The organism is Streptomyces manipurensis, assembly GCF_049570255.1.
GTDB classification, from domain to species: Bacteria; Actinomycetota; Actinomycetes; order Streptomycetales; family Streptomycetaceae; genus Streptomyces; species Streptomyces manipurensis.
The window spans coordinates 5139147-5165937 of the sequence record NZ_CP186950.1 but is presented as its reverse complement, the minus strand read 5'-3'; the positions used below and the strand labels follow the sequence as shown (position 1 = coordinate 5165937).

Here is a 26791-nt window from a genome sequence, read left to right as displayed (position 1 = left end):
CGGCTCAGTCGTCTTCGTTGTCGCCGAAGTCGGGACGGACGCCCCGGGCTGCCATGACCTCGTCGTTGGAGGTGCCGGCGGCGACCATCGGCCACACCATGGCGTCCTCGTGGACGATGAAGTCGATGACGACGGTGCGGTCGTTGATCGCGTTGGCCTCGGCGATGACCTTGTCGAGGTCCGCCGGGTCCTCGCAGCGCAGCGCCACGCAGCCCATGGCCTCCGACAGCTTGACGAAGTCCGGGACGCGCGTGCCCTTGCGGGGTGCGAGGGACTCGCCGAGCTGGGAGCCGACCGTGTCGTGGCCGGTGTCGTCGGCGTGCAGGACCGTGTTGGAGTAGCGCTGGTTGTAGAACAGCGTCTGCCACTGGCGAACCATGCCCAGCGCGCCGTTGTTGATGATCGCGACCTTGATCGGGATGTTGTTCAGCGCGCAGGTGACCAGCTCCTGATTGGTCATCTGGAAGCAGCCGTCGCCGTCGATCGCCCAGACCGTGCGCTCGGGCATGCCGACCTTGGCGCCCATCGCGGCCGGGACCGCGTAGCCCATGGTCCCGGCGCCGCCGGAGTTCAGCCAGGTGCGCGGCTCCTCGTACTTGACGAAGTGCGAGGCCCACATCTGGTGCTGGCCGACGCCCGCCGCGAAGACGGTGCCCTTCGGCGCGAGCGCGCCGATCCGCTCGATGACCTGCTGGGGCGAGAGGCTGCCGTCCTCGGGCAGGTCGTAGCCCAGCGGGTAGGTCTCGCGCCAGCGGCTGAGGTCGCTCCACCAGGCGCTGTAGTCACCGGCGTTGCCCTCGGTGTGCTCGGCCTGGACCGCCTGGATCAGGTCGGCGATGACCTCGCGGGCGTCACCGACGATCGGGACGTCGACCGCGCGGTTCTTGCCGATCTCGGCCGGGTCGATGTCCGCGTGGATGATCTTGGCGTAGGGGGCGAAGCTGTCCAGCTTGCCCGTGACCCGGTCGTCGAAGCGGGTGCCCAGGGCGATCAGCAGGTCCGACTTCTGCAGCGCCGTGACGCCGGTGACGGAGCCGTGCATGCCCGGCATGCCGACGTGCAGGGGGTGACTGTCGGGGAAGGAGCCCAGCGCCATCAGGGTGGTACAGACCGGGACGCCGGTCAGCTCGGCCAGGACCTTCAGCTCGGCGGTCGCGCCGGACTTCATGACGCCGCCGCCGACGTACAGGACCGGGCGCCTGGCCTGGCAGATGAGCTTGGCGGCCTCGCGGATCTGCTTGGCGTGCGGCTTGGTGACCGGCCGGTAACCGGGGAGATCCTGGGAGGGCGGCCACGCGAAGGTGGTCTTCGCCTGCAGGGCGTCCTTGGCGATGTCGACGAGGACCGGGCCCGGACGGCCGGTGGCCGCGATGTGGAACGCCTCGGCGATCGTCCTCGGGATGTCCTCGGCCCTGGTGACCAGGAAGTTGTGCTTGGTGATCGGCATGGTGATGCCGACGATGTCCGCCTCCTGGAAGGCGTCGGTGCCGATCGCCTTGGAGGAGACCTGGCCGGTGATCGCGACCAGCGGGACGGAGTCCATGTGCGCGTCGGCGATCGGGGTGACCAGGTTGGTGGCGCCGGGGCCGGAGGTCGCCATGCAGACGCCGACCTTGCCGGTGGCCTGCGCGTAGCCGGTGGCGGCGTGACCGGCGCCCTGCTCGTGGCGGACCAGGATGTGACGGACCTTCTTGGAGTCCATCATCGGGTCGTACGCGGGGAGGATGGCGCCTCCCGGAATCCCGAAGACGGTGTCGCACCCCACCTCTTCGAGAGAGCGGATGAGGGACTGCGCACCCGTGACGTGCTCAACTGCGGCGGACTGCTGTCCGCCGGAACGGGGCCGCGGCTGCGGATGGTGGGCCCCGGTGGCCTGCTCGGTCATCGGCATTCTCTTCTCGAAGCTGAGGGTTTTACGCGGATTCGATTCTGTGCCAGTGCAACAAAAAACCCCTCGTGCCGGAGGCAAGCGAGGGGAGCGCGTCGGGTGTGTCGAGCGGGGACATGCAGGTCCCTGCTTCAGCCGACGCGCTTTCCAAGTACGAGAATTCGGGTGCGCATGGCACTGACCCTCCCCCTGGCGGGAGGGTGATGTCAAGTAGGTGGGACGGGCGTCTCATTATGTGAGCCTCTGTGGATGGCCATGGGGCCCCCGGAGGAACCGCCCGCCAGGGCCGGCTGGGCCGCTCCACCCGGTACTGGGAACGTACCGCGCACCAGCGCACGCCGCAGCCTGTACTCGTCGAGGGGGCCGGAAAACGCCTTCCCCTGACCGTGCGTGCATCCCATGGCGCGCAGGGCCATCACCTGCTCGGGCAGGTCCACGCCGTCGGCCACCGAGCGCATCCCCAGGTCGTTTGCGATGCGCAAGAGACCAGCGGTGATCTTGTGCAGGCGGGCGGACTCGACCACACCCTCCACCAGGCCCCGGTCCAGCTTGAGCATGTCCACGGGGAGCCGGCGCAGGGCGCTGATGGCCGCGTAGCCGCTGCCGAAGCCGTCCAGGGAGATGCCCACCCCGAGCCGGTGCAGGGCCGCGAGACGACGCTCCAGGTCGTCGAAGGGCACCCGGGGGTCGGACACCGCCAGCTCCAGCACCAGGGCCCCGGAGGGCAGCCCGTGGCGGGTCAGCAGGGCCTCCACGGAACCGAGCGGTACGGCGCTGCCCAGGAGCCGCTGCGCGGTCATCCGTACGGCCACGGGGACGTCGTGCCCGGCCCGGTGCCGGTCGGCGGCCTGCTCCACGGCCTCCTCCAGCAGCCAGCGCCCGAGCTCGGCGGTGCGCGAGGCGTCGGACTGGCCCGTGCCCTGGCCTGCGGCGCCGCCCTCGCTGTACTCGGCCACCCGCAGGAACTCCGCCGGGGTGAAGAGGATGCCCTGGGCCGACCGCCACCGTGCCTGGGCGGCGACGGCCGCGATCTCGCCGGTGGCCAGCGAGACCACGGGCTGGTGGAGCAGGGCGAACTCTCCCTCGTGCAGCGCGGTGCGCAGGCGGCCCGCCAGCTCGGCCTTGCGCACCACCTCGGCCTGCATCTGGGGGGCGTACAGCTCGACCCGGTCCTTGCCGCCGGCCTTGGCCCGGTACATGGCGAGATCCGCGTTGCGCATCAGGTCCGAAGGGGTGATTCCGGGATCGGCGAAGGCCACGCCGATGCTGGCCGCCACCCGCACCTCGTTGCCGCTGATGCGGTACGGCTGGGACAGGGTGGTGCGCAGCCGGTCGGCGATCTCGCGGACCTGGAACTCCCGGGCGCTGCGGTCGCGGCTGCCGTCGCCCGTGATCAGTGCGGCGAACTCGTCGCCGCCGAGCCGGGCGGCGGTGTCCCCCGCGCGGACGGAGTCCTGCAGTCGGCGCGCGGCCTCGACGAGCAGCTCGTCCCCGGCCTGGTGCCCGATGGTGTCGTTGACGGCCTTGAAGCCGTCGAGGTCGATGAAGAGCACGGCGGTGCTGCGGTCGCCCGCGCGCCGGCCTGCGAGGGCCTGGCGCACGCGCCGGGTGAAGAGGGCGCGGTTGGGCAGGTCGGTGAGCGGATCGTGCTCGGCACTGTGCTGGAGCTGGGCCTGGAGCCGGACGCGCTCGGTGACGTCCCGGCTGTTGAGGATGAGCCCGCCCTGGTGGCGGTTGACCGTCGACTCCACGTTCATCCACTCGCCGGTGCCCGAAGCGAAGCGGCACTCGATGCGCGTGGTGGGCTCCTCCGCGGGGGCGGCGGCGAGGAAGCGGCGCACCTCGTGCACGACCCTGCCGAGGTCGTCGGGATGGATGAGGGCGGCCAGCTCGGTGCCGACCAGCTCCTCCGCCTCGCGGCCGTACACCCCGGCGGCGGCGGGGCTGACGTAGCGCAGGGTCCCGGTGGGTGCGGCGATCATGATCACGTCGCTGGAGCCCTGGACCAGGGAGCGGAAGTGGTTCTCCTTCTGGGCCAGTTCCTGGGTGAGCGCGATGTTGTCGAGGAGCATGATGCCCTGCCGGATGACGAGGGCGAGCACGACCGTGCAGCCGGTGAAGACGACCATCCGGTCGACCTTCCGGCCGTCGACGACGTTGTAGAGGATGCCCAGCGTGCAGACCGCGGCCGCGAGGTACGGGGTGAGCGCGGGGAGCGATCCGGTGATCGGGCGGCTGTGGTGCCGGTCCCTGCGGGCGGGCCCGGCGGGCACGGGCCCCGGAGGGAGCCGCCGGGCGCCCCAGGGCGCGTACGCGAGCAGCAGCGAGCCGGCGAACCAGCCCGCGTCGAGCAGTTGTCCCGACTGGTACTCGGCGCTCAGCAGCGGCGAGGTGAACAGGGCGTCGCTCAGCACCGTCAGGGCGAGCGCGGCGATGGCGGTGTTGACGGCGGAGCGGTTGGTCTCGCTCCGGCGGAAGTGCAGGACCAGCACCATCGAGACGAGCGCGATGTCCAGCAGCGGATAGGCGAGCGAGAGCGCCGCGCGCGGGACGCTGCCGGGGGCGCCCGACTGGGCGGTGCGCGCCGCGTGGGCCAGTGCCAGGCTCCAGGAGAGGGTGAGCAGGGAGCCGCCGATGAGCCAGGAGTCGAGGCCGAGGCACACCCATCCGGCCCGGTTGACCGGGCGTTTGGCGAGGACGAGCAGGCCGACGATGGCGGGCGGGGCGAAGCAGAGGAAGGCGAAGTCCGCGACGGAGGGCTTGGGCACCTCCTCACCGAGGACCACCTCGTACCAGCCCCAGACGGCGTTGCCGCAGGCGCCCATGAGCGAGGAGAAGGCGAAGAGCAGCCACGCGGGCCGTTCCCGGCTGTCGATCGTCCGCGCGTAGGTGTAGCAGGAGACGGCGGCGAGCAGACCTGCCGCGCTGAGCCCGAAGTCGCCCATGATCTCGGCCAGTTCCTCGGATCCCCAGTTGAGGGCGGCGCCGACGGCGTACCCGCCGCTGACCACCGCGAGGACCAGCTGCATGGCCAGTGCCCTGCCTCCTCCGGAGACGGAGGGACGGTCGAGCAGCGCCGCCCCCGGGGGGCTCACCGGTCCCCCTCGCTGGCTGGTTCCGGCGCGGCCCACCCTCGGCTGCGTCGCCTTCTGCGGCTGCGCCGCGTCGGATCCTTCGTCCATTGGCCGTGCATCGCCCGTCGCCCCCCAAAGTGTCCGATCACTCCCCAGCGCCAGACGTTCCCGGCGCAGCCCCTGCTTCCGGACGATACACCACTTTCGTCACTCAGGGACATAGTTGCTCTACTCTGCGTTACCACCGGGGAGTTGCGACGACAGCCCGCATCCGGGTGAATGCGGAGCGTACCCGAATCGGGTCATTCGGTGACGAGCACCGTGTGGTCCAGGGGCTCTCCCGCGGCGAACCGGGTGAGCTGGCGGGCGAGCAGGCGCTTGGCCCTGGGCTCGAAGGCCGAGCTGCTCCCGCCGACGTGCGGCGTGATCAGGACGTTCGGTGCGTGCCAGAGCGGATGGCCCGCCGGGAGCGGCTCGGGGTCGGTGACGTCGAGCGCCGCGCGCAGCCGGCCCGACTCCACCTCCGCCAGCAGGGACTTGGTGTCGACGACGGGGCCGCGTGCCACGTTCACCAGCAGGGCGCCGTCCTTCATGCGGCTCAGGAAGTCGGCGCCCGCCAGCCCCCGGGTCGCGTCGGTCAGCGGGGTCACCAGGATCACCACGTCGGCCTGCGGCAGGAGGCGCGGCAGGTCGGCGATGGCGTGCACGGGGCCGCGCGGGGTGGTCCGCCGCGTACGGGCGACCCGCTCGACGCGCTCGCACTCGAAGGGCACCAGGCGGTCCTCGATCGCGGACCCGATGGATCCGTAGCCGATGATCAGAACTGACTTGTCCGCGAGGGCGTCGTAGAAGCCGGAACGCCATTCCTCACGGTCCTGGCCCCGGACCATGCCGGGGATGCCGCGCAGGGAGGCGAGCGTCAGGGCGACGGCGAGTTCGGCGGTGCTGGCCGTGTGGACCCCCGCGGCGTTGCACAGCCGGACGCCGGGGCGCAGGTCGCCCAGGCCGCCCAGGACGTGGTCCATGCCGGCGGTCAGCGTCTGGACGACCCGGAGGGCCGGCATCGCGGCCAGCGGGCGCACGGTGACCTCGGGGGACTTCATGTAGGGGGTCACGTAGAAGACGCAGTCGGCCGGATCGGCCGGGAAGGCGTCCTCTCCGTCCCAGAGGCGGTACCGGAAGGAACCGGGCAGACCGGCGACCTCTTCGGCGGGGAAGGGGAGCCAGACGTCGTGGGGCGTTGCAGTCATGATCGCGAGGCTATGCCAAGCCGTCTTGATCAAGCCGTTAGTTTGGTGGCCGGAGCGTAGGAGGGGACGACGGGGTGGAGCGCAGGTCGATCGGGGCGGGAGCGCTGACCGTGGGCGCCGTCGGCCTCGGCTGTATGCCGATGAGCTGGGCGTACGCGCCTTCGCGGCGGCGGGGGCCGGAGTCGCTGGCCGCCGTGCACGCGGCGCTGGACCTCGGGTCGAACCTGCTGGACACGGCCGACGTGTACGGGCCGTTCACCAACGAGCTCCTCCTCGGCAGGGTGCTGCGGGAGCGGCGGTCCGAGGCGTTCGTCTCGGCGAAGGTCGGGCTGCGGGCGGGCGACCAGCACGTGGTGGCGGACGGCCGGCCGGGCTATCTGCGGCGGGCGTGCGACGCCTCGCTCAGACGGCTGCGGACGGACGTCATAGACCTCTACCAGCTGCACCGGGTGGATCCGGACGTGCCCGTGGAGGAGACCTGGGGGGCGATGGCGGAGCTGGTGGGCGCCGGGAAGGTGCGCGCCCTCGGGTTCTGCGCGCTGGGTGCGGGGGCCGGGCCGGGGGCGGGGCGGCGCGGGGACCGCGGCTACCGGACGACCCTGCGCCACCTGGAGCGGCTGCAGCAGGTGTTCCCGGTGAGCGCGGTGCAGGCCGAGCTGTCGGTGTGGTCTCCGGAGGCCGCGTGGCAGCTGCTGCCGTGGTGCGCGGCGCGCGGGGTGGGGTTGCTGGCCGCGATGCCGCTGGGCAGCGGCTTCCTGACCGGGACGCTCACGCCGGGCGAGGGCTTCGAGTCGCAGGACGTCCGGGCCCGGCACCCGCGGTTCACGGCAGAGGCGATGGCGTCGAACCAGGTCCTGCTGGCGGGGCTGCGGCGGGTGGCGCGGCGGCACGGGCCCGGGGTCACGGTCGCGCAGGTGGCGCTGGCCTGGGTGCTGGCCCAGGGGCCGCAGGTGGTGCCGGTTCCTGGGGCCGACCGCTCGCACTGGGCCGTGGAGAACGCGGGGGCGGCACGGCTGCGGCTCTCGGCCGGGGACCTGGCGGAGATCGCCGGGCTTCCGGTCGAGGTCGGGGCCTGGGACTGATCGCCACAACCACTCGATCGGGTGTACGAGTGGTGGAACTTCGGGAACGGCCGGATCTGTTGAGAGGGGTGAGGGGCAGGATCGGGACGAGGGGAAGGGAGCAGGGCGATGCGATGGGGACGTACTCCCGGGCGGACCGGGTCGTGGGGGCGGGCGGGACACGAGGAGCCGCGGCGGCACGGGGGCGCGGGCGGGCGGCGCCGGGGACTGCTGGCGGCGGCCGCGATGGCCGGCTGCGGTGCGCTGCTGGTGGCGGGCTGCGCCCCGGAGGGCGCCCCCGACAGCGGGCGGGGAAGCTCCCCGCCGGGCACGGCCTCGCCCGGACCGGGATCGGCCGGGCCGTCCGGCGGCCAGGCCTCGCCCACGGTGGCGCCGCCCCCGGCGAAGGGGTCGGTGACCGTGACGGGCGAGGCCGCCAAGGGGCTGGAGTCCCCATGGGGGGTGGCTCCGCTGCCGGGCGGCGACCTGCTGGTCGCCTCGCGCGACAAGGGCACGATCAGCCGGGTCGCGGCGGGATCGGGCGCGGTGACGCGGATCGGCGAGGTGCCGGGGGTGGACCCGGGGGGTGAGGGGGGCCTGCTGGGGCTCGCCCTGTCCCCGTCCTTCGCCTCGGACCGGCTGGTGTACGTCTACTTCACCACCGCCTCCGACAACCGCATCGCGCGCCTGCGCTACGACGAGAAGAGACCGGCCGGCCAGCAGCTGGGCGCGCCGGACACGGTGTTCCGGGGCATCCCGAAGGGGCTGATCCACAACGGCGGGCGGATCGCGTTCGGCCCGGACGGGATGCTCTACGCGGGGACGGGCGAGACGGGGGTCACCGGGCTGGCGCAGGACCCGAAGTCGCTGGGCGGGAAGATCCTGCGGATGACGCCGGACGGGGACCCGGTGCACGGCAATCCCGAGGCGGACTCGGTCGTCTACTCCCTCGGCCACCGCAACGTGCAGGGCCTGACCTGGGACAGGGACAAGCGGCTCTGGGCGGCGGAGTTCGGGCAGAACACCTGGGACGAGCTGAACCTGATCGAGCCCGGGGCGAACTACGGCTGGCCGGAGGCCGAGGGCAGGGCCGGGAAGCCGGGCCTGCGGGACCCGGTGGCGGTGTGGAGGACCGAGGAGGCCTCGCCGAGCGGGATCGCGTGGGCGGAGGGCTCGGTCTGGATGGCCGGGCTCAAGGGCGAGCGGCTGTGGCGGATCCCGCTGGCCGGGACGGCGCAGGCGGCGGAGCCCGAGGCCTTCCTGGAGGGCAAGTACGGCCGGCTGCGGACGGTGGTCCCGCTCGGCGGGGACAAGCTGCTGCTGGTCACGAGCGAGACGGACGGGCGCGGGTCGCCGGAAGCGGGCGACGACAGGATCCTGACACTGACGGTGCGGTGACCGGCATGTCCCCGGACGGGGGCGAAAGGCGTGGTGGACACGGTGTTCAACATGATCGAAGAGCTGTTCAACCCCAAGCGCAAGCACACCGACGAGGAGAAGAAGCGGCTGGAGCTGTCACGGACCGACGTCAATGACAACGATCCGGGACGGGGCCCGATAGACCTCGATTCCGGCACGGTGTTCATACGCCCGGGCGGGCGGGCCGCGGGCGGGCACTGACCGGACCGTCGCCGTCCGGGCCGGCCGGGGTGGGCCGCGCCCCCGGGACGGGCACGACGGGCGGCGCGAAGAGGCGCAGCCGGTGGGCGAGGGCGGCCGCTTCGCCGCGGCCCGCGACGCCCAGCTTGGCCAGGATGTTCGAGACGTGCACGCTCGCCGTCTTCGGGGAGATGAAGAGCTCCTCGGCGATCCCGCGGTTGGTGCTGCCCGCCGCCACCAGGCGCAGGACGTCCCGTTCGCGGCTGGTCAGGCCCAGTGCCTCGGCCGGGTCCTCGGGCGGGCCGGGGGGCGGCGCGGGGGTGTCGGCGGCGGTCAGCGGGATCCGGGCGCGGCGTGCGAGCAGGGCCAGGTCCTCCCGCAAGGGCAGTGCTCCGATGCGGTCGGCGGTGGTGTGGGCCTCGCGCAGCAGGGCGGCCGCATGGTCCCGGTCGCCGGCGGCCAGGAGGGCCTCCGCGAGCCGGCGGCGGGCCCGGGCCAGCAGGTGGGGCCGCTCCAGCGGGCGGACCGCCTCCTCCACGGCGGCCCAGTCGGCGACGGTGTCCCGGGCCTCGGCCCGGAGCAGTTCGGCGCGCAGGTACTCGGCGTGGGCGGTCCATACCGGGACCGGTGTGGCGAGGGAACGGGCGGCGTCCCGCAGGACGGCGAGGGCGGCGTCCCGGCCCGGGTCGGCCGCGGGCAGCCCGCGGGCGTCCGCCTCGGCGGAGGCGGCGGCGAGCAGCAGCGGCCAGGCGTAGCGGTGCTGCCCGAGCGGGAAGCCGTCGGCGACGGCGGCGGCCGCCTCGGCACGGACGTCGGCGATGCGGCTCTCCCCCGCGGCGAGCCCGATCGCGAGCCGGTACAGCGGGAGCCGGTGCTGGGGCTGGGCGTCGTGGGTGCCGAACCGGGCCCGGGCGGCGTCCAGTTGCCGGGCCGCCTCGGCCAGGTCGCCCCGGGACAGGGCGAGGTGGGCGAGGCGTACGGAGGCGGAGCCTCGCGGGGCGGCGCCCTGGCCGACGAGCAGGGTGCGCCGGGCCGCCTCCGCGGCCTCGTCCCAGCGGCCGAGGCTGTAGAGGCTCTCGGCCAGGTTCCCGCGGATCCACGCCTCGATGTCCGGCAGGCGTGACTTCCCGACCAGTTCCGCCCCCTGTCCGGCCAGTTCCACGGCTTCGCGGGACCGGCCCATGCTTTCCAGCTGAGAGGTGAGGTTGATATGCGCACGTCCCACGAGCATGGCGAGCCCGAGCTTGGCGGCCCTTTCCCGGACCGCGTGCATCTCGGCGAGTCCGCCCGGGGCGTCCCCCGCGTCGGTGAGCAGCGCGCCGACGGTGATCCGGGCGTTGAGCTCGGTCTCCTCAGCGCCGACCATCCGGGCGTACTCGACGGCCCGTTCGGCGGCGGCCAGGTTGCCGGGGCCCGGCTTGTGGAGCATCCCCCAGCCCGCGGCCCGGACCAGCACCTCGGCGTGCACCTGGGACGGGGGCAGCCCGCGGACCAGCTCCTGTGCGCGGGCGATCTCCTCCCAGCCGTCGCCGCGGCCGAGGCCGGCGGTCAGGCGGGAGCGTTCCGTCCAGAACCACGCGGCACGCAGCGGGTCCTGGTCCTCCTCCAGCAGGCGCAGCGCCGTCTTCGTGATCTTGAGGGCGCGTTCGCGTTCCCCGCCGTAGCGTGCAGCGACGGTCGCCTCCGCCATCAGGTCGATGCGCTGGAGCGGGGTGGTCGCCTGGTCGCAGCCGCAGGGCGGATAGGCGTCGGTGTAGTCCGCCGGGCGCAGCGCCTCGCGGACGTCCTGCGGGGTGCTGTCCCACAGGTCCATGGCCCGTTCCAGCAGGCTCAGCTGCTCGGAGTAGGCGTGCCGACGGCGGGCGGTCACGGAGGCGGCCAGCACGGCGGGCAGCGCCCTGGCGGGGTCGTTGGCCTGGTACCAGTAGCTGGCCAGCCGGATCACCCGCTCCTCGGCGCGCAACAGCTGTCCGTCGGCCTCCACGGCCTCGGCGTAGCGGCGGCTGACGCGGGCGCGTTCCCCGGGCAGCAGGTCGTCGCTGACGGCCTCGCGGACCAGCGAGTGCCGGAAGCGGTAGCCGTCGCCGTCGGGGGTGGCGAGCAGGATGTTGGCCCCGACCGCGGCCCTCAGGGCCTCGATCAGGGCGTCCTCGCTGAGCCCGGCGACGGCGCGCAGGAGCGGGTACTCCACGGTGGAGCCGCCTTCGGCGACCACGCGGACCAGGCGTTGTGCCTCGTCGGGCAGGACCTCGACGCGGACGAGGAGGAGGTCGCGCAGGGATTCGGTGAGTCCGGTGCGGCAGCCGCTCTCCCGGGAGGCGACGAGTTCCTCGACGAAGAAGGCGTTGCCGTCGGAGCGTTCGAAGACGGAGTCGGCGAACGCGTCGTCGGGCGGCGCGGCGAGGATGCCGGCGAGCTGGCGGCGCACCTCGGCCCGGTTGAAGCGGGAGAGTTCGATCTTCCGGACGGTGCGGAGCCGGTCGAGTTCGGCGAGCAGTGGGCGCAGGGGGTGGCGCCGGTGCACGTCGTCCGAGCGGTAGGTGGCGACGACGGCGAGGCGGCCGCTGCCGAGGGTGCGGAAGAGGTAGGAGAGCAGGTGCCGGGTGGAGGTGTCCGCCCAGTGCAGGTCCTCCAGGACGAGGACGACGGTCCGGTCCGCGGCGAGCCGCTCCAGCATCCGGGCCGTGAGTTCGAAGAGCCGGGCGGTGCTCTCCTCGTCGTGCGGGCCGCGGGGGGTCTCGCCGAGTTCGGGGAGGATCCGGGCGAGTTCGTCCTCCTGTCCGGCGGCCGCGGCGGCCAGTTCCCCGGGGAGCAGGCGGCGCAGGATCCGCAGGGCCGTCGAGAACGGGGCGAAGGGGAGCCCTTCCGCCCCGATCTCCACGCAGCCTCCGACGGCGACGACGGCGCCGCGGCGGCCGGCCTCGCCGAGGAACTCCTCGGTGAGGCGGGTCTTGCCGACTCCGGCCTCGCCGCCGATGAGCAGGGCCTGCGGCTCGCCCGCTGCCGCTCGGGTCAAGGCGTCCTCGAGAACGCCCAGTTCATCGGCGCGGCCGACGAACACCGGGCTGACGGATCTGGTCTCCACGATGCCGAGCATCGCACAGGTGACCTGGCCGGCGGCACCCGTCACGGGGGCGGCGGCGGGCGGCACGCCCCGGCTCATGCGGGCCGGGGCGCGGAGCGGCCGGTGCGCCTCCCGTGTGCTGTCACCCGCTCCCCGGGTTCCTGGCCGCGAGAGGCGGTGCGGCGGGCGGCCCGGGCCTCGCGGACCGCCCGGTACGCGGCGGCCTCGCGGAGCAGGTCGGCGCTGTGGGCGGCTGCGGTGATCTCGTGCTCGAACATGTCGTTCTCCCTGGTCGCTGTCGTGGGGCACCTCGTGCGGTGTGGTCCCAGACTCACGTCCCAGGGGGTGGCGGCACATCGGTCGCATGCCGCATCCGCCGGGGGCGGGGGCCTTAGCCTGCGGCGTCCGTGCGGGGGCACGGCGCCGGCGTCTAAGGCACCGTGCCGTCCTTATGCGGCGCCCGCCGCCTTGGGAATGGCGAGGAGGAGGTCGAAGTACATGAGGACGAAGAGCAGTACGCCGATGGCGCCCAGGCCGATGCCCGCCCAGGAGACGGACCGGACCCAGGTGGGCAGGTGGCGCTCGGGGGAGCTGAAGGCGGGCAGGGCCAGCACGAAGGTGGCGATGATCAGCGCGAGGGCGGAGAAGACGCCGTTGACCATGGCGGTGGTGTGCCACGGGTCGACGAACTGGGCGGCGATCTGGGCGTTGGCGTCGGCGGCCTGGCTCAGTTCCAGGCGGGCGAGGACGCTGGCGCGCTCGGACACGATGCCGGCGACCCAGCTGCCGCTGAGGGCGACGACGCCGAGGCCCGCGGAGACGATCGCGAAGGCGGCGGAGCCGACGTGGCCGGGCCGGGCGTCCTCGGCCGGGTCCTCGTCGGCGAGGTCCTCGTCGAGGTCCGCGTCCTCGAGGTCGGCATCGGTCTGCGCGGGAGCCTCGGACGGGGCCGGGGCGTCGGCGGCGGGCGTGGCGGCCGGGGCGTCGGCCGCGGGGGCGGTCTCGGCCTTCGTCAGGTCGGCCGGGGTGGTGTCCGCCTCGGCGGGGTTCGGGGCGGGGGTCTTCTTGGTGTCCATGCGGGGCACCGTAGGGTCCCCGTCTGAGAGTTCTCTGAGAATCCCACGGCCGGTGCGGGCGGCACCGGCCGGGCGGTGCGGATCAGGCGGAACGGGCCGCGGTCCACTCGTCGGCGAGGATCGACCAGACCTCGGTGTCCTGGCGGACGCCCCGGTGCAGGTGGTTCTGGCGCATGACGCCCTCGCGGGTCATGCCGAGGCGTTCGGCGACGGCGAGGCTCTTCTTGTTGCCGGTGGCGGCGTGCCATTCGACGCGGTGCATGCCGCGCTCGCCGAAGGCGTAGTCGATCAGTACCCGGCAGGCCTTGGTGACCAGGCCGCGGCCGGCCGCGGAGGGCTCCAGCCAGCAGCCGATCTCGCAGTTCCCGGCAGCCGCGTCGAAGGCGGGGAAGAGGACCCCGCCGACGAGGGTGCCCTCCAGGCGGATGCCGAAGAACCGCGCGCCGTCCTCGGCCGCCTTCACGGCGTACGTGGCCAGCATCGCGCGGGCGGCCTCGACGTCGGTGGACCGGTCGGGGAATCCGACGTACCGGCCGATGAACTCGCGTCCGCGCTCGATGTGCGCGAAGAACTCCTCCGCGTGCCGGGCCTCCAGCGGGAACAGCTGGGCGTCGTCGGCCAGGTCTATGGAGAACATGCGGCTTCTTCCTTGGGTCTCGTGCGGCGGATCGCCGGATCACCGGGAGGCGGTGGCGGGCTCGGCCTCGTCCTCACCGGTGTCGGAGACCGTGCCGGACCGCTGTGCGGGAAGTGTCGCACGCGGGGCGTGGTCCGGCGGCTCGATGCTGATCCTGGGGAGCAGCCGGTCGAGCCAGGCGGGCAGCCACCAGTTCGCGCCGCCGAGCATGTGCATCAGGGCCGGGACGAGCAGGGTGCGCAGCACGAAGGCGTCGAGGGCCACGGCCGCGGCGAGGGCGATGCCGAACATCGCGATGATCCGGTCGCCGCTGAGCACGAAGGCCAGGAAGACGGAGATCATGATGACGGCGGCCGAGTTGATGACCCGGCTGGTCTCGGCGAGACCGACGCGGACGGCCCGCCGGTTGTCGCCGGTCTCCAGCCACTCCTCGTACATCCGGCTGACGAGGAAGACCTGGTAGTCCATCGACAGGCCGAAGAGGACCGAGACCATGATCACGGGCAGGAAGGGTTCGATGGGGCCCGCGCTGCCCAGGCCCAGGGGTTCGCTGCCCCAGCCCCACTGGAAGATCGCGACGACGACGCCGAAGGAGGACGCGACGGCGGCGACGTTCATGGCCGCCGCCTTCAGCGGTATGCCGATGGACCGGAAGGCGAGCAGGAGCAGGACGCAGCCCAGCGCGACGACCACGGCGACGAAGAGCGGCAGCTTCCCGACGATGACCTCGGCGAAGTCGTCGTAGGCGGCCGTCACCCCGCCGACGCGGACCTCCATGGAGTTGCCCTGCACGGCGCGCGGGACGACCTCCTGGCGCAGGGTGTCGACGAGGTCGCTGGTGGCCCGGGACTGCGGGGCGGATTCCGGTACGACGGTCAGCACGGCGGTGTCGCCGCTGCGGTTGACGACGGCGGGGCCGACGGAGGCGACGCCCTTCGTGGTGCGCAGTGCGTCGCCGAGCCGGTCCACGGCGAACCGGTCGCCTGCGTCGTCGAGCCGGGCGACGACGGCGAGCGGGCCGTTGGTGCCGGGGCCGAAGCCCTCGGCGAGCAGGTCGTAGGCCTGCCGGGTGGTGCTGGTGACCGGGTTGTTGCCCTGGTCGGAGGTGCCCAGGTGGAGGGAGAACGTGGGCAGGGCGAGGACCACCATGACGAGGGTGGCGAAGGCCCCGAGGAGCTTGGGGTGGCGTTCCACGAAGGCGGACCAGCGGACGGCGAATCCGGAGGACTGCTCGGGCTGCGGACCCTCGGCGGCCAGCCGGCGCCGTTCGCGGCCGGAGAGGGCGCGCATCCCCGTGTAGGAGAGGAGCGCGGGCAGCAGGGAGACCGAGGCGGCGACGGTGAGGACCACCGTCACGGACGCCGCGATCGCCACGCCGTTGAGGAAGTTCAGCCGGAGCACGAGCATGCCCAGCAGGGCGATGCAGACGGTCGCCCCGGCGAAGACGACGGCGCGGCCGGTGGTGGCGACGGCGTTGACGGCAGCCTCCTCCACCGGGAGGCCGCGCGCGAGACCCTTGCGGTGCCGGGTGACGATGAACAGCGCGTAGTCGATGCCGACACCGAGGCCGATGAGGGTGCCGAGCATCGGTGCGAAGTCGGCGACGGGCATCGCGTGTCCGAGGAGCGTGATGCCGAAGTAGGCGGTGCCCACGCTGACCAGGGCGGTGGCGATGGGCATGAGGCTGGCCGCGAGCGAGCCGAAGGCGAGGAAGAGGACCAGCGCGGCGACGGCCACGCCGATGACCTCGGCGAGGTGCGCGGTGGGGGCCTCGGTGAGCTGGATGGCGCGCCCGCCGAGCTCGACCTGGAGTCCGCCGGTCTCCGTCCGGTCGTTCTTCGCGGTGTCGACGACGGCCTTGGCCTGGGCCTTGGGGACGGCGTCGGCCGGCTTGTCGAAGGTCACCACCGCATAGGCGGTCCGCCCGTCGGGGCTGATCTGCGCGGCCCCCTGGGGGCCCGCTCCGTAGGGTCCGGCGACCGATCCGACGCCGGGGAGCTGGGCGACGGCGTCGAGCGCGCGGGTCATGCGCTGCTCGATGTCGGGGGCGCGCACGCTCTGCCCGTCCGGGGCCCGCCACACGATGGTGTCGGTGTCGCCGCCCTGGCCGTGGAAGCCTTCGCGCAGGAGGTCGTTGGCCCTGCCGGACTCGGTGCCGGGGACCTCGTAGTCGTTGGAGAACGCCGCTCCGGCGGTGAGTGCCGCCGTCGCGGTCCCGCCGAGGGCGAGCAGCCAGATCAGCACGGCGAGGAGACGGTGACGCATGCACCACCGTGCGAATACTGCCAACGGACGTGCTCCCTGGTGGGTTCGGATCTTTACCGGGAGACAGCCCGTCGCAAAGAACGCGTGAACTCGTGAAGGCCCGGCCGAAGGCCCGGGGGGTCGCCCCGTCGTCCGGCCCAGATGGTCTGCACCTCCACGATCCCAGCATTCGGTGATCGTCGGCCCGTTTCGTGTGCAGTGTCACAGGGCCGCCGGGAAGGTGCGGGAGCGTCAGACCGAGGCGGGTTCCGTCCCGTCGGCCCGCTCCTCCGGCTCGTCCACCCGGTAGCCGGGGATGGAGGGCCAGCGGACGGTGAGGACGACCGCGTCCTCCTCGGCGTACCAGGAGTGGTCCACCCCGCGGCCCCACAGCACGTAGTCGCCCTGCTCCTCCAGGACGACGGTCCGGCCCGGGAACTCCAGCCGGAAGCGGCCGCTGATGAGGACCAGCAGCGCGACGCGCTTCTCCGCGGTCGCCCAGCGCTCCCGCGCGTCGCCCTTCGGGTGGACACCCCACTTGATCTCCACGTCCTCGCTGTGGCGGGGGTCCGAGGGGTCCTTGAAGTGGCCGAGGAGCCAGCCGCGGTCAGCGGCGGCGTCGGGCCCGGCCTTGCCGGTGTGGATGGTGAGGTCGTCGTTCACGGAGGTGAGGCTAATGCAGTTGTGCGGACGGTCCGGACACTGGTGGGCTGGCCCGATGACGATGGATCTCGATGAACTGCTGAAGGTGCGCGCCCGGTACGACGCCGAGGTGCGCGAGGGCGCGCGGCCCGACGGCACCCGGGCCACGGTGGAGCGGGCGGGCCGGGTCGTCCGGCAGAGCGTGCCCGGGGACGGGTGGAACGGGGTGCTGTGGTCGGACCTCGACGAGGAGAGCGCGGACGCGGAGATCGCGGCCCAGGTGGCGTTCTTCTCCGGGACCGGCTGCGCGGAGTTCGAATGGAAGACGTACGACTACGACCGGCCCGCGGATCTCGGGGACCGGCTGCGGGCGGCGGGCTTCGTGCCGGAGCCGCCCGAGACCCTGATGGTGGGGCGGACCGGCGACCTGGCCCGGTTGCCGGTGGAGCCCCCGGAGGGGGTCACCCTGCGCACCGTGACGGACGAGGCGGGGGTGGACCTGATGATGGAGGTCCATGCGAAGGCCTTCGGGACGGAACGGCCGCGGATCCGCGCGGCGCTGCTGGACCTGCTGCGCAACGAGCCGGAGACGATCGCCGCGGTGGTCGCGATGGCGGACGGCGTGCCGGTCAGCGCGGCCCGGATGGAGATGCGTCCGGGGGCCGGGTTCGCGGGCCTGTGGGGCGGCGGCACGGTGCCGGGGTGGCGGGGCAGGGGGATCTACCGCCTGCTGGTCGCGCACCGGGCCCGCATCGCGGCGGAGCTCGGGATCCCCTATCTCCAGGTGGACGCCTCCGACGAGAGCCGGCCGATCCTGGAGCGGCTGGGCTTCGGGGTGCTGGGGGTGACGGTGCCGTACATCCGGACGCTGCCCGCGGAGACGGCCCGTCCGTAACGGGCCGCGGTGCGCACCGGTCCCCGCCGGGCCGCGGCCCGCGGAGTCGCGGCCGCGGGGTTCCGCCCGCGCGGTACGGGCGGCATGATCATCGGCATGGAACGCACCGGCCCGCCCCTCACCGGCAACGAACGCGAGACCCTCCGCGCCTACCTCGACTACCACCGGGCCACCCTGGCCTGGAAGTGCGAGGGCCTGGACGACGAGCAGCTGCGGCGCACCTCGACGCCGCCGTCCGCCCTGTCCCTGCTGGGGCTGGTGCGGCACATGGGCGAGGTGGAACGCCAGTGGTTCCGGCGGGTCATGGGCGGCGAGGAGGTCCCGCACCTGTGGTCGGACACCCGTGACTTCCAGGCCGCCTACGACGCCTCCGGGGCCACCCGGGCCGAGGCCTTCGGCGCCTGGCAGGAGGAGGTCGCGCACGCCCGGCGCGTCGAGGCCGCCGCCGAGTCGCTGGAGGTGACCGCCTACGTGCCGAGCTGGAAGGAGGAGGTCTCGCTGCGCCTGGTCATGCTGCACCTCATCCACGAGTACGCGCGGCACAACGGCCACGCGGACCTGCTGCGCGAGGCGATCGACGGCGCCACCGGCGCCTGAGGCCGCGCCGGGGCACCGCGGCCCCGCCGGGCGGGACCGCGGCCGCTGCCGCGGCGCCGGACGGGGGCCTCAGGCGGCGTCCGGCCGCCAGTAGCCCAGGGCGTTGACCCGCTGCTTGGGCAGGCCGAGGTCCTTGCGGAGCCAGGCCGTCAGGTTCCGCGTCGTCGCGGTGTCGCAGGCCAGCCAGACGTAGGCCGCCTCCGGGTCCGGGCCGACCAGTTCCGGGAGCTCCTGCCGGACCCGGTCGGCGAGGGCGGTGCCGGCGCGCTCCACGCGGCGGATGTCGTGCCGTTCGGCGTCCAGGCGCACCGGCAGCTCCGCGTCGGAGGCGTGCTGGGTCTCGAACCAGATGGTCGCCGGGGTCTCCGGGAAGGAGTCGAGCAGCGAGTTGACCGCCGGCAGGGAGGCGGGGTCGCCGATGACCAGGAGGCGTTCGGGGGCGGGCGCGGGGGCGGTGAAGCCGGTGCCCTGGACGGTGGCCTCGATGGTGTCGCCCGGTGCGGCCGTGCGCGCCCAGGCGCTGGCGGCGCCGTCGTGCAGGGCGAACTCGAAGCAGAAGGTGCCCGCTTCGGGGTCCGGGTCGACGAGGGTGTAGGCCCGCTGGTGGGGCTTGCCGGCGTTCTGGAACCAGACGCGCACCCACATCGTCGGGTGCAGCGATCCGCCGGCCGCCGCCAGCAGTCCGCCGTCCGTGAAGTACACCCGGCGGTAGTGGTCCGTGACGTCTTCCGCCCCGGTCACCGTGAACGTGAAGTCCTTGCCCCGAAGGAGCTTGAGGACCACGCCCTCCCAGCCCTTGCCGACAGCCATGTACGACCCCTCCCCTGACACCTCTTATAGTTAGGTCAGCCTAACCTAATGCGCCATCGGGGAGAGTGTGAGCAGCGTGAGCAGTGTGAGCAGCGGAAGCGACCCGGAGCCGTACGCGGACGCCGAAGGCGGCCCCCACGCGCAGCCCCCGGAATCCTACGGCGTCTTCCGCGACCCCTGGGGCATCCCCCACGTGCGCGCGGAGGACGAGCTGCGGCTGGTCCGCGCCCAGGGCCGGGTCACCGCCCGCGATCGCGCCTGGCAGCTGGAGGTCGAGCGGCACCGCGCCGAGGGCTCCAGCGCCTCCTTCCTCGGCGCCGAGTCCGTCACCTGGGACCGCTTCGCCCGCCAGTGCCGCCTCGCGGACACCGCCCGCCTCTGCTTCGAGTCGATGGAGGCCGACGACCCCGCCACCGCCGCCTGGGTGCGCGCGTACGTGGACGGCGTCAACGAGGGCCTCGCGGCGGGCGCCGCCCGCGACGAGCGCTTCGCCCGCACCGGTCTCACCCCCACCCCCTGGGAGCCGTGGGTGCCGCTGGCGATCTGGGTCGCCACGCACATCCTCTTCGCCGGCTTCCCCACCAAGCTGTGGCGCGAGCGCGTGGCCCGCGCCCTCGGCGAGAGCGCGCAGACCCTCTTCGCCACCGACGGACCCCGCATCGCCGGCAGCAACGGCTGGATGGTGCCGGGCGACCGCACGACCAGCGGTGCGGCGATCATCGCGGGCGACCCGCACCGCTTCATCGAGGATCCCGGCGTCTACCAGCAGATCCGGCTGTCCTGCCCGGAGTACGACGTGCTGGGCCTCGCCGTCCCCGGCGTCCCCGGCCTCGCCCACTTCGGGCACACCGGCAGCGCCGCCTGGGCCATCACCAACGCCATGTCCGACTACCAGGACCTGTACGTCGAACAGCTGCGGCGCGGCCCGTCCGGCACCGTCGAGGCCCTCGGCCCGGACGGCCTGTGGGAGCCCGTCGCGCAGCACACCGAGACGATCGTTGTGGCCGGCGGCGACGAGGTCGAGATCGAGGTCCTGGAGACCGCCCGCGGACCCGTGATCGTCCACGCGGACGGCGACCTCGGCGCGGACGCCGCGGCCGGCGCCGCGGACCGCGCCGACGGCAGCGCGCAGACCCTCTCCCTGCGCTACCCGCCCCGCGTCCGCCGCGACCTCGGCTTCGCCGTGCTCCCCGCCCTCCTGCGGGCCCGCACCGTCGCCGACATCGACCGCGCCCTCGACGGCTGGGCGGAGCCGGTCAACGTGGTCCACGCCGCCGACACGCAGGGCGGGCTGCTGCACCGCGTCGCCGGGGCCGTACCCCTGCGCCACACCGCCAACCGGCTGCGCCCGGTGCCCGCCTGGGACCCGCAGTACGCCTGGCAGGGCTGGGCTCCGACGCCGGCCGAGCCCGTACAGGGCTTCGCCGTCATGGCGAACGCCCGCGGGATCGCCTCCCCGCTCGGCGTGGAGTTCGCGCCGCCGCACCGCGCCGACCGCATCCGGGAACTGCTCAGCGGCTCCGCGGACTGGTCCCCGAAGGCGATGGCCGACGTCCACCGGGACACCCGCCTGGCCTCGGCCGAGCCCCTGCTCGCCCTGCTGCCCGGCTTCGCGGACCTGACCCCGGCCGCGCAGGCGCTGCGGACGCGCCTGCTGGCCTGGGACCGGCGGATGGAGGCCGACAGCACCGACGCCACCGTGTTCGCGGCCTTCCGGACCGCGACCGTGCGCCGGCTCGCCGCCGACCCCGTCTTCGCCGAGCTGTGGGGAGCGCCCCCCGGCCCGGAGGTGTTCCACCCCTGGCTCTACCTGGTCCCGAAGATCGGCTACGCCCTCGAAGGGCTGCTCACCAGCTCCCTGGTGCCCGAGCTGGACCGCGCCGCGCACGTGCGCGCCGCGCTGGAGGAGACCGCCGCGGCGGACGGCCCCGACACCGCCTGGTCGCAGGTGCACCGGCTGACCCCCTGGCAGGCCCTTCCCGACCCGGACGCGCCGCAGTGGCCGGGCCTGGGCGGCGACCACGACTGCGTGAACGCCACCTCCTCCGTCCCCGGCTTCACGGACCTCACCGCCCGCGCGTCGGCCGCCCGGTACGTCTGGGACCTGGCCCGCCGCGAGGACAGCCTCTGGGCGGTCCCGCTCGGCGCGGACGGCGTCACCGGCACCCCCCATCACCGCGACCAGCTCCCCCTGTGGGCCCGGTGCGAACTCGTCCCCGTCGTCACCGACTGGGCCCGCCTCACCAAGGAGTCGTCATGACCTCCGTCGCCCCGGCCGGACGGCCCGTCCACACCCACGTCGTCGAGGGCTTCGGCAGCGTCACCATCACGCCGGTGGACCCGGCCGCCGACTCCGCCCTGATCCACGGCTGGGTGACGCAGGAGCGGGCGCGGTTCTGGGGGATGGCCGGTGCCGGCCGCGAACTGGTGCAGGAGATCTACGAGGACGTGGACCGCCGCACCACGCACCACGCGTTCCTCGTCCGCCGCGACGGCGTTCCGGTCGCCCTGTTCCAGACGTACGACTGCGCCGAGGACCGCGTCTGCGAGTGCTACGACGTGCTGCCCGGCGACATCGGCGTGCACCTGCTGATCGGCCCCGCCGAGGGCGCCCCGCAGCCCGGTTTCAGCGCGAGCCTGATGACGGCCTTCCTCGCCTTCGTGTTCGCCGATCCCGCCGTCCGGCGCGTGGTCGCGGAACCCGACGCCCGCAACGAGAAGGCCATCGCCCGCCTGGAGCGCACCGGCTTCGTCCTCGGCCCGGAGGTGGAACTCCCCGAGATCGACCTGCCGGAGATCCACATCCCGGCCAAGCGGGCCCGGCTCGCGTTCCTCGACGCTCCGCGGGAGCGCTGAGGAAGCGCGAGGAAGCGCCATGGGAGCGGGCCGGGCGGCGTTCGGCGGGCGGGTCGCACGGACCGCCCGCCCGGCCCGCGCCCCCGCGCAGATCCTCGATTCCGATTGCCGTGTGACATCGGACACGGAGGGGAGGCCGTGCTCTACCTCTCGGAGTTACAGCTGGCCGGCGGCTCCGAGCCGGTCGTCGTGAAGGTGCTCGACTCCAGGACGACCGTCACGCCCGAGATCTTCGACCGCCTCAGCCGGAAGTGGAACGAGCAGGCCGAGCTGCTCAGGTTCGTCCACCGGCCCGGCGAGTCCGGGACCCTGAGCGGCCGGGCGCTCGTCCTGGTCATGAACCACGTGGACGGGCTCGACCTCCGGGACTGGCGGGCCGAACTCACCCTGGCCACGCCCGCCGAACGGCGCGAGGTCATGCGCACGCTGGAACAGCTGGCCGACGTGCTGGACTGGCTGCACTCGGGCAGGGCCACCCCCTCGGGACGCCAGGTGGTCCACGGCGACCTCTCCCCCGGCAACGTGATGGTCGACGCGCACGGCCAGGCCACGCTAATGGACTTCGGCCTCAGCAAGCTGACGGCGGACCACCGGACGGTCGAGGTGTGGTTCACCCCGGGGTACGCCGCCCCCGAGGTCTTCGACGGCCTGCGCACCCCGGGCACCGACAGCTACGCCTTCGGGGCGATCGCCTACTTCCTGCTCAGCGGTGAGTCGCCGCCGCCCTCCGCTCAGCAGCCGGCCCGGGCGATGGCGGCCCTGCCGCAGTTCGCCCTGCTGGACGCCGAGGAGCGTGCGCGGATCACCGCGGTCTGCGCGGAGGATCCCGCGGAGCGGCCGGTGAACCTGGCGGGGTGGATGAAGAACGTCCGCCGCGCGGTGGTCTCGACGACCACCTCCGGCTCCGTCCCGCGGGCCGCCTCGTTACGGGACGCGGCCCCGCAGTCCCCCGGCCCCTCGGAACCCACGGCGTCGGAGCCCGGGGAGACGGCCGGGACCACGCCCGGGGCCTCCGCGACCCCGGAGACCTCCGCCTCCGGCCCGCACGCCCCGGGCGAGGTCAAGGACAGCAACGTGGCCGACCTGACCGTGCTGTCCTCCGTGGGCCGGGTCGACAACTTCGAGGTCGGCTCCGCCAAGCTGAACACGAAGGAGTACGGATCGGCGCTGCTCGGCAGCTGCTACTACGGTGCCGCGGTCGAGTACGACGTGAACCGCGCCTGGTCCACGCTGGAGTTCACCGCCGGGGTCGACGACGGCTCCACCATGGAACAGGCCCGCGTGACCATCTCCGTGGACGACCGGCCCGCCCTGTTCTCCGAGTCGGTCCACCTGGGCAAGCCGGTCACCGAGTCCCTGACATCAGAGGGGCCCTGCGGCTGCGCATCAAGGTGGAGCAGGGGTGCAAGGACGACGGCAACGCGGTCCTCGCGGCCCCCGTGCTCAAGCGCTGACCGTCACACGAGGGGAGCGCGGGAGACCCCGAGCCCTCGTTGACGGCCCGGTGCACGGTCATCGCGCGCGACAGCACCGCGTCCGGGGCGATCATCTGCGCCTGGGAGTAGGCGTCGCGGTGAGCGGCCTTCGCCGCGTCGAGGAGTTCCCGGTCGGCGTCCTCGGCGCCGCGCTGGGTCAGCAGCGCCGCCCCGAGGGTCCCCAACACGCCCGTCACCGCGATGAGCACCGCTCCGATCTCCACCGGCCACCCCCGTCGCTCGTGTCCCCTGCGGTACGCGGCCCCCCGCCCCGGCCGTCCAGTGTGCGGGAGACGACGGAGCCCCGCACCACCGGGGTGGTGCGGGGCCCGTACGGCGGCCGGGGGCGGGTCAGCCCTCGGTCACGCCCAGCTTCTCCAGGATGAGCTCCTTGACGCGCGCCGCGTCGGCCTGGCCGCGGGTGGTCTTCATGACCGCGCCGACCAGGGCGCCGACCGCGGCGACCTTGCCGCCGCGGATCTTGTCGGCGATCGCCGCGTTGCCCGCGATGGCCTCGTCCACGGCCGCGCCGAGCGCGCCCTCGTCCGAGACGACCTTCAGGCCGCGCTTGTCGACGACCTCGTCGGGGGTGCCCTCGCCGGCGAGGACGCCCTCGATCACCTGACGGGCCAGCTTGTCGTTCAGGTCGCCGGCCGCGACGAGGGCCGCGACCCGGGCGACCTGCGCCGGGGTGATCGGCAGCTCGTCGACGACGACGCCCTGCTCGTTGGCGTTGCGGGCCAGCTCGCCCATCCACCACTTGCGCGCGGCGGCCGAGTCGGCGCCGGCCTCGATGGTGGCGACGATGGAGTCCACGGCGCCGGCGTTGAGGATCGACTGCATGTCGTGCTCGCTGACGCCCCACTCCTCGCGGAGCCGGTTGCGGCGCACGCGCGGCATCTCGGGCAGACCGCCGCGCAGCTCCTCGACCCAGGTGCGGGCCGGGGCCACGGGGACCAGGTCGGGCTCCGGGAAGTAGCGGTAGTCCTCGGCGTTGTCCTTGATGCGGCCGGCCGTGGTGGAGCCGTCCTCCTCGTGGAAGTGCCGGGTCTCCTGCACGATCGAGCCGCCGGAGGACAGCACGGCCGCGTGCCGCTGGATCTCGAAGCGCGCCGCGCGCTCGACGGAGCGCAGCGAGTTGACGTTCTTCGTCTCCGAGCGGGTGCCGAACTTCTCGGTGCCGTTCGGGCGCAGCGACAGGTTCACGTCGCAGCGCATCTGGCCCTTGTCCATGCGGGCCTCGGAGACGCCGAGGGCCTTGATGACCTCGCGCAGCTCGGCGACGTACGCCTTGGCGACCTCGGGGGCCCGCTCGCCCGCGCCCTCGATGGGCTTGGTGACGATCTCGATGAGCGGGATGCCGGCGCGGTTGTAGTCCAGCAGGGAGTGGGACGCGCCGTGGATACGGCCGGTGGCGCCGCCGACGTGCAGCGACTTGCCGGTGTCCTCCTCCATGTGGGCGCGCTCGATCTCCACGCGGAAGACCTCGCCGTCCTCCAGCTGCACGTCGAGGTAGCCGTTGAAGGCGATGGGCTCGTCGTACTGGGAGGTCTGGAAGTTCTTCGGCATGTCCGGATAGAAGTAGTTCTTCCGGGCGAAGCGGCACCACTCGGCGATCTCGCAGTTCAGCGCGAGGCCGATCTTGATGGCGGACTCGACGCCGATCGCGTTGACGACCGGGAGGGAGCCGGGCAGGCCGAGGCAGGTGGGGCAGGTCTGCGAGTTCGGCTCGGCGCCGAGCTCGGTCGAGCAGCCGCAGAACATCTTGGTCCTGGTGCCGAGCTCGACATGGACCTCCAGGCCCATGACGGGGTCGTACGACGCCAGGGCGTCCTCGTACGACAGCAGTTCGGTGAAGGTGGTCACGGTGAAACTTTCCCTCTCAGCCCAGCAGGACGTCGTCGTCGCCGAGGCGCTTCAGCTCGCGGTACAGGATCGCGAGACCGGTGACGATGGCGGCGGCGGACACGGCGGCGTCGACCAGCTTCAGCACGTCGTTCTCGCTGCGGGCCTTCTTGACCTGCTTGATCACGCTGATGGCGCCGAAGGCGGTGGTACCGATCGACAGGTAGGTGCCGGTCTTGGACTTCTTGAAGCCCTTGGCCTTGGACAGTGCACTGGAACTCACAGCGACGGAGCCTCCTCGAGCAGCGGGTGACCCCAGCGCGCGACGAAGGCGGCCTCGACGGCGGCACCGACCTTGTAGAGCCGGTCGTCCTTCATCGCCGGGGCGATGATCTGCAGTCCGACCGGGAGACCGTCCTCCGGGGCCAGGCCGCAGGGCAGCGACATGGCGGAGTTGCCGGCCAGGTTGGTCGGGATGGTGCACAGGTCCGCGAGGTACATCGCCAGCGGGTCGTCGGTGCGCTCACCGATCGGGAAGGCGGTGGTCGGCGTCGTCGGGGAGACGATGACGTCGACCTGCTCGAAGGACTTCTCGAAGTCCTTGCTGATGAGCGTGCGGACCTTCTGGGCGGAGCCGTAGTACGCGTTGTAGTAGCCGGAGCTGAGCGCGTACGTACCGAGGATGATGCGGCGCTTGACCTCGTCGCCGAAGCCGGCTTCGCGGGTGAGGGCCGTGACGTCCTCGGCGGACTTGGTGCCGTCGTCACCGACGCGCAGGCCGTAGCGCATGGCGTCGAAACGGGCGAGGTTCGACGAGCACTCGGAGGGCGCGATCAGGTAGTACGCGGCCATCGCGAGGTCGAAGGAGGGGCAGTCCAGCTCGACGATCTCGGCGCCGAGCTCCTTGAGGAGCTCCACCGACTCGTTGAAGCGCTGGACGACACCGGCCTGGTAGCCCTCGCCGGCGAACTGCTTGACCACACCGACGCGCATGCCGGCGACGGAGCCGTTGCGGGCGGCCTCGACGACCGGCGGGACCGGGGCGTCGATGGAGGTGGAGTCGAGCGGGTCGTGGCCGGCGATCACCTCGTGCAGCAGGGCCGCGTCCAGGACCGTACGGGCGCACGGGCCGCCCTGGTCGAGGGAGGAGGAGAAGGCGACCATGCCGTAGCGGGAGACACCGCCGTACGTGGGCTTGACGCCGACCGTGCCGGTGACGGCGGCGGGCTGGCGGATGGAGCCGCCGGTGTCCGTGCCGATCGCGAGGGGCGCCTGGAAGGCGGCGAGGGCCGCTGCGGAACCGCCGCCGGAGCCGCCGGGGATCCGGGTGAGGTCCCAGGGGTTGCCGGTGGGCCCGTAGGCGCTGTTCTCGGTGGAGGACCCCATGGCGAACTCGTCCATGTTGGTCTTGCCGAGGATGACGACGTCGGCGTCCTTCAGCTTGCGCGTCAGGGTGGCGTCGTAGGGCGGGATCCAGCCTTCGAGGATCTTCGAGCCGACGGTGGTCGGGACCCCGACGGTGGTGAAGATGTCCTTCAGGGCGAGGGGCACGCCGGCCAGCGGGCCGAGCTCCTCGCCGGCCTCGCGCTTGGCGTCGACGGCGCGGGCCTGGGCGAGGGCGCCCTCGCGGTCCACGTACAGGAAGGCGTTGACCTTCTCGTCGGTGGCTTCGATGCGGGCCAGGTGGGCCTCGGTCACCTCGACGGCCGTCAGCTCGCCGGAGGCGATCTTCTCGGCGGTCTCGGCGGCCGTGAGCTTGATGATGTCGACCATGGCTG

The 26791-nt window shown here is 73.2% G+C and carries 21 protein-coding genes; 8 read left to right on the top strand and 13 right to left on the bottom strand.

Going from position 1 to position 26791, the window contains the following annotated elements; genetic code table 11:
- Positions 1-4: 4 nt before the first annotated feature.
- The 3 genes from ACPU2J_RS23990 to ACPU2J_RS23980 form a co-directional block, all read right to left on the bottom strand.
- Positions 5-1891 carry an acetolactate synthase large subunit gene (locus ACPU2J_RS23990; RefSeq protein ID WP_420079515.1) on the bottom strand — a complete coding sequence of 629 codons (1887 nt, stop codon included), beginning with the start codon at positions 1889-1891 and terminating at the stop codon, positions 5-7.
- A 203-nt stretch (positions 1892-2094) separates the two neighbouring features.
- Positions 2095-4983 carry a putative bifunctional diguanylate cyclase/phosphodiesterase gene (locus tag ACPU2J_RS23985; protein WP_423833962.1) on the bottom strand — a complete coding sequence of 963 codons (2889 nt, stop codon included), beginning with the start codon at positions 4981-4983 and terminating at the stop codon, positions 2095-2097.
- A 281-nt stretch (positions 4984-5264) separates the two neighbouring features.
- The gene (locus ACPU2J_RS23980) at positions 5265-6212 is read right to left on the bottom strand and encodes a 2-hydroxyacid dehydrogenase (RefSeq protein WP_399815765.1); all 948 of its coding nucleotides are present in this window, start codon (positions 6210-6212) and stop codon (positions 5265-5267) included.
- A 74-nt stretch (positions 6213-6286) separates the two neighbouring features.
- Here ACPU2J_RS23980 and ACPU2J_RS23975 point away from each other — a divergent pair, with 74 nt between their 5' ends.
- From ACPU2J_RS23975 to ACPU2J_RS23965, 3 genes are all read left to right on the top strand, one after another.
- Positions 6287-7294, top strand: a complete 1008-nt coding sequence (locus tag ACPU2J_RS23975) for an aldo/keto reductase (protein WP_420079517.1) — start codon at positions 6287-6289, stop codon at positions 7292-7294.
- Between the two features lie 108 nt (positions 7295-7402).
- On the top strand, positions 7403-8671 hold the full coding sequence (locus tag ACPU2J_RS23970; protein WP_420079518.1) for a PQQ-dependent sugar dehydrogenase: 1269 nt from the start codon (positions 7403-7405) through the stop codon (positions 8669-8671).
- Positions 8672-8701: 30 nt separating this feature from the next.
- Positions 8702-8893 (top strand): DUF6191 domain-containing protein, encoded by a 192-nt coding sequence (locus ACPU2J_RS23965; protein WP_423833961.1) that lies wholly within the window; start codon positions 8702-8704, stop codon positions 8891-8893.
- Here ACPU2J_RS23965 and ACPU2J_RS23960 read toward each other — a convergent pair.
- The 6 genes from ACPU2J_RS23960 to ACPU2J_RS23935 form a co-directional block, all read right to left on the bottom strand.
- Positions 8856-12035 (bottom strand): helix-turn-helix transcriptional regulator, encoded by a 3180-nt coding sequence (locus tag ACPU2J_RS23960; RefSeq protein ID WP_423833960.1) that lies wholly within the window; start codon positions 12033-12035, stop codon positions 8856-8858. The two genes, ACPU2J_RS23965 and ACPU2J_RS23960, sit on opposite strands and share 38 nt — an antisense overlap.
- Positions 12032-12214, bottom strand: coding sequence for a hypothetical protein (locus ACPU2J_RS23955; protein ID WP_420079521.1), 183 nt, complete (start codon positions 12212-12214; stop codon positions 12032-12034). Before ACPU2J_RS23955 ends, ACPU2J_RS23960 begins: the two co-directional genes overlap by 4 nt.
- Positions 12215-12385: 171 nt before the next feature.
- Positions 12386-13012, bottom strand: coding sequence for a hypothetical protein (locus ACPU2J_RS23950; RefSeq protein WP_423833959.1), 627 nt, complete (start codon positions 13010-13012; stop codon positions 12386-12388).
- A gap of 82 nt (positions 13013-13094) precedes the next feature.
- Positions 13095-13649: a GNAT family N-acetyltransferase gene (locus ACPU2J_RS23945; protein ID WP_365079910.1), complete on the bottom strand. Its 555-nt coding sequence runs from the start codon at positions 13647-13649 to the stop codon at positions 13095-13097.
- A gap of 39 nt (positions 13650-13688) precedes the next feature.
- The gene (locus ACPU2J_RS23940; RefSeq protein WP_423833958.1) at positions 13689-15938 is read right to left on the bottom strand and encodes an MMPL family transporter; all 2250 of its coding nucleotides are present in this window, start codon (positions 15936-15938) and stop codon (positions 13689-13691) included.
- Positions 15939-16145: 207 nt separating this feature from the next.
- Positions 16146-16556, bottom strand: coding sequence for a signal peptidase I (locus ACPU2J_RS23935; RefSeq protein WP_420079524.1), 411 nt, complete (start codon positions 16554-16556; stop codon positions 16146-16148).
- Between the two features lie 61 nt (positions 16557-16617).
- On the opposite strand from ACPU2J_RS23935, the gene ACPU2J_RS23930 reads away from it, so the two are divergent.
- On the top strand, positions 16618-17430 hold the full coding sequence (locus ACPU2J_RS23930) for a GNAT family N-acetyltransferase (RefSeq protein WP_399815864.1): 813 nt from the start codon (positions 16618-16620) through the stop codon (positions 17428-17430).
- Between the two features lie 84 nt (positions 17431-17514).
- The gene (locus tag ACPU2J_RS23925) at positions 17515-18027 is read left to right on the top strand and encodes a DinB family protein (protein WP_423835003.1); all 513 of its coding nucleotides are present in this window, start codon (positions 17515-17517) and stop codon (positions 18025-18027) included.
- A gap of 69 nt (positions 18028-18096) precedes the next feature.
- Here the strand turns inward: ACPU2J_RS23925 and ACPU2J_RS23920 are convergent, their stop codons facing one another.
- Complete coding sequence (locus tag ACPU2J_RS23920; protein ID WP_420079525.1) at positions 18097-18837, bottom strand: siderophore-interacting protein; 741 nt, start codon at positions 18835-18837, stop codon at positions 18097-18099.
- A gap of 193 nt (positions 18838-19030) precedes the next feature.
- Between ACPU2J_RS23920 and ACPU2J_RS23915 the strand changes: the two genes are divergently transcribed.
- The 3 genes from ACPU2J_RS23915 to ACPU2J_RS23905 all read left to right on the top strand — a co-directional run bounded on the left by ACPU2J_RS23915 (position 19031) and on the right by ACPU2J_RS23905 (position 23190).
- Positions 19031-21097: a penicillin acylase family protein gene (locus ACPU2J_RS23915; protein WP_423835002.1), complete on the top strand. Its 2067-nt coding sequence runs from the start codon at positions 19031-19033 to the stop codon at positions 21095-21097.
- On the top strand, positions 21094-21693 hold the full coding sequence (locus tag ACPU2J_RS23910; protein ID WP_420079526.1) for a GNAT family N-acetyltransferase: 600 nt from the start codon (positions 21094-21096) through the stop codon (positions 21691-21693). Before ACPU2J_RS23915 ends, ACPU2J_RS23910 begins: the two co-directional genes overlap by 4 nt.
- A 138-nt stretch (positions 21694-21831) precedes the next feature.
- Positions 21832-23190 (top strand): serine/threonine protein kinase, encoded by a 1359-nt coding sequence (locus ACPU2J_RS23905; protein WP_423833957.1) that lies wholly within the window; start codon positions 21832-21834, stop codon positions 23188-23190.
- 329 nt (positions 23191-23519) lie between these two features.
- On the opposite strand, the gene gatB is transcribed toward ACPU2J_RS23905, so the two are convergent.
- The 3 genes from gatB to gatA are packed head-to-tail and all read right to left on the bottom strand — an operon-like array spanning position 23520 to position 26786.
- Positions 23520-25034, bottom strand: coding sequence for an Asp-tRNA(Asn)/Glu-tRNA(Gln) amidotransferase subunit GatB (gatB, locus tag ACPU2J_RS23900; RefSeq protein WP_365079927.1), 1515 nt, complete (start codon positions 25032-25034; stop codon positions 23520-23522).
- 16 nt (positions 25035-25050) lie between these two features.
- The gene (locus ACPU2J_RS23895) at positions 25051-25296 is read right to left on the bottom strand and encodes a hypothetical protein (protein ID WP_420079528.1); all 246 of its coding nucleotides are present in this window, start codon (positions 25294-25296) and stop codon (positions 25051-25053) included.
- A complete protein-coding gene (gatA, locus tag ACPU2J_RS23890; protein ID WP_423833956.1) occupies positions 25293-26786 on the bottom strand; it encodes an Asp-tRNA(Asn)/Glu-tRNA(Gln) amidotransferase subunit GatA in 1494 nt (497 codons plus the stop codon). Before gatA ends, ACPU2J_RS23895 begins: the two co-directional genes overlap by 4 nt.
- Positions 26787-26791 lie beyond the last annotated feature (5 nt).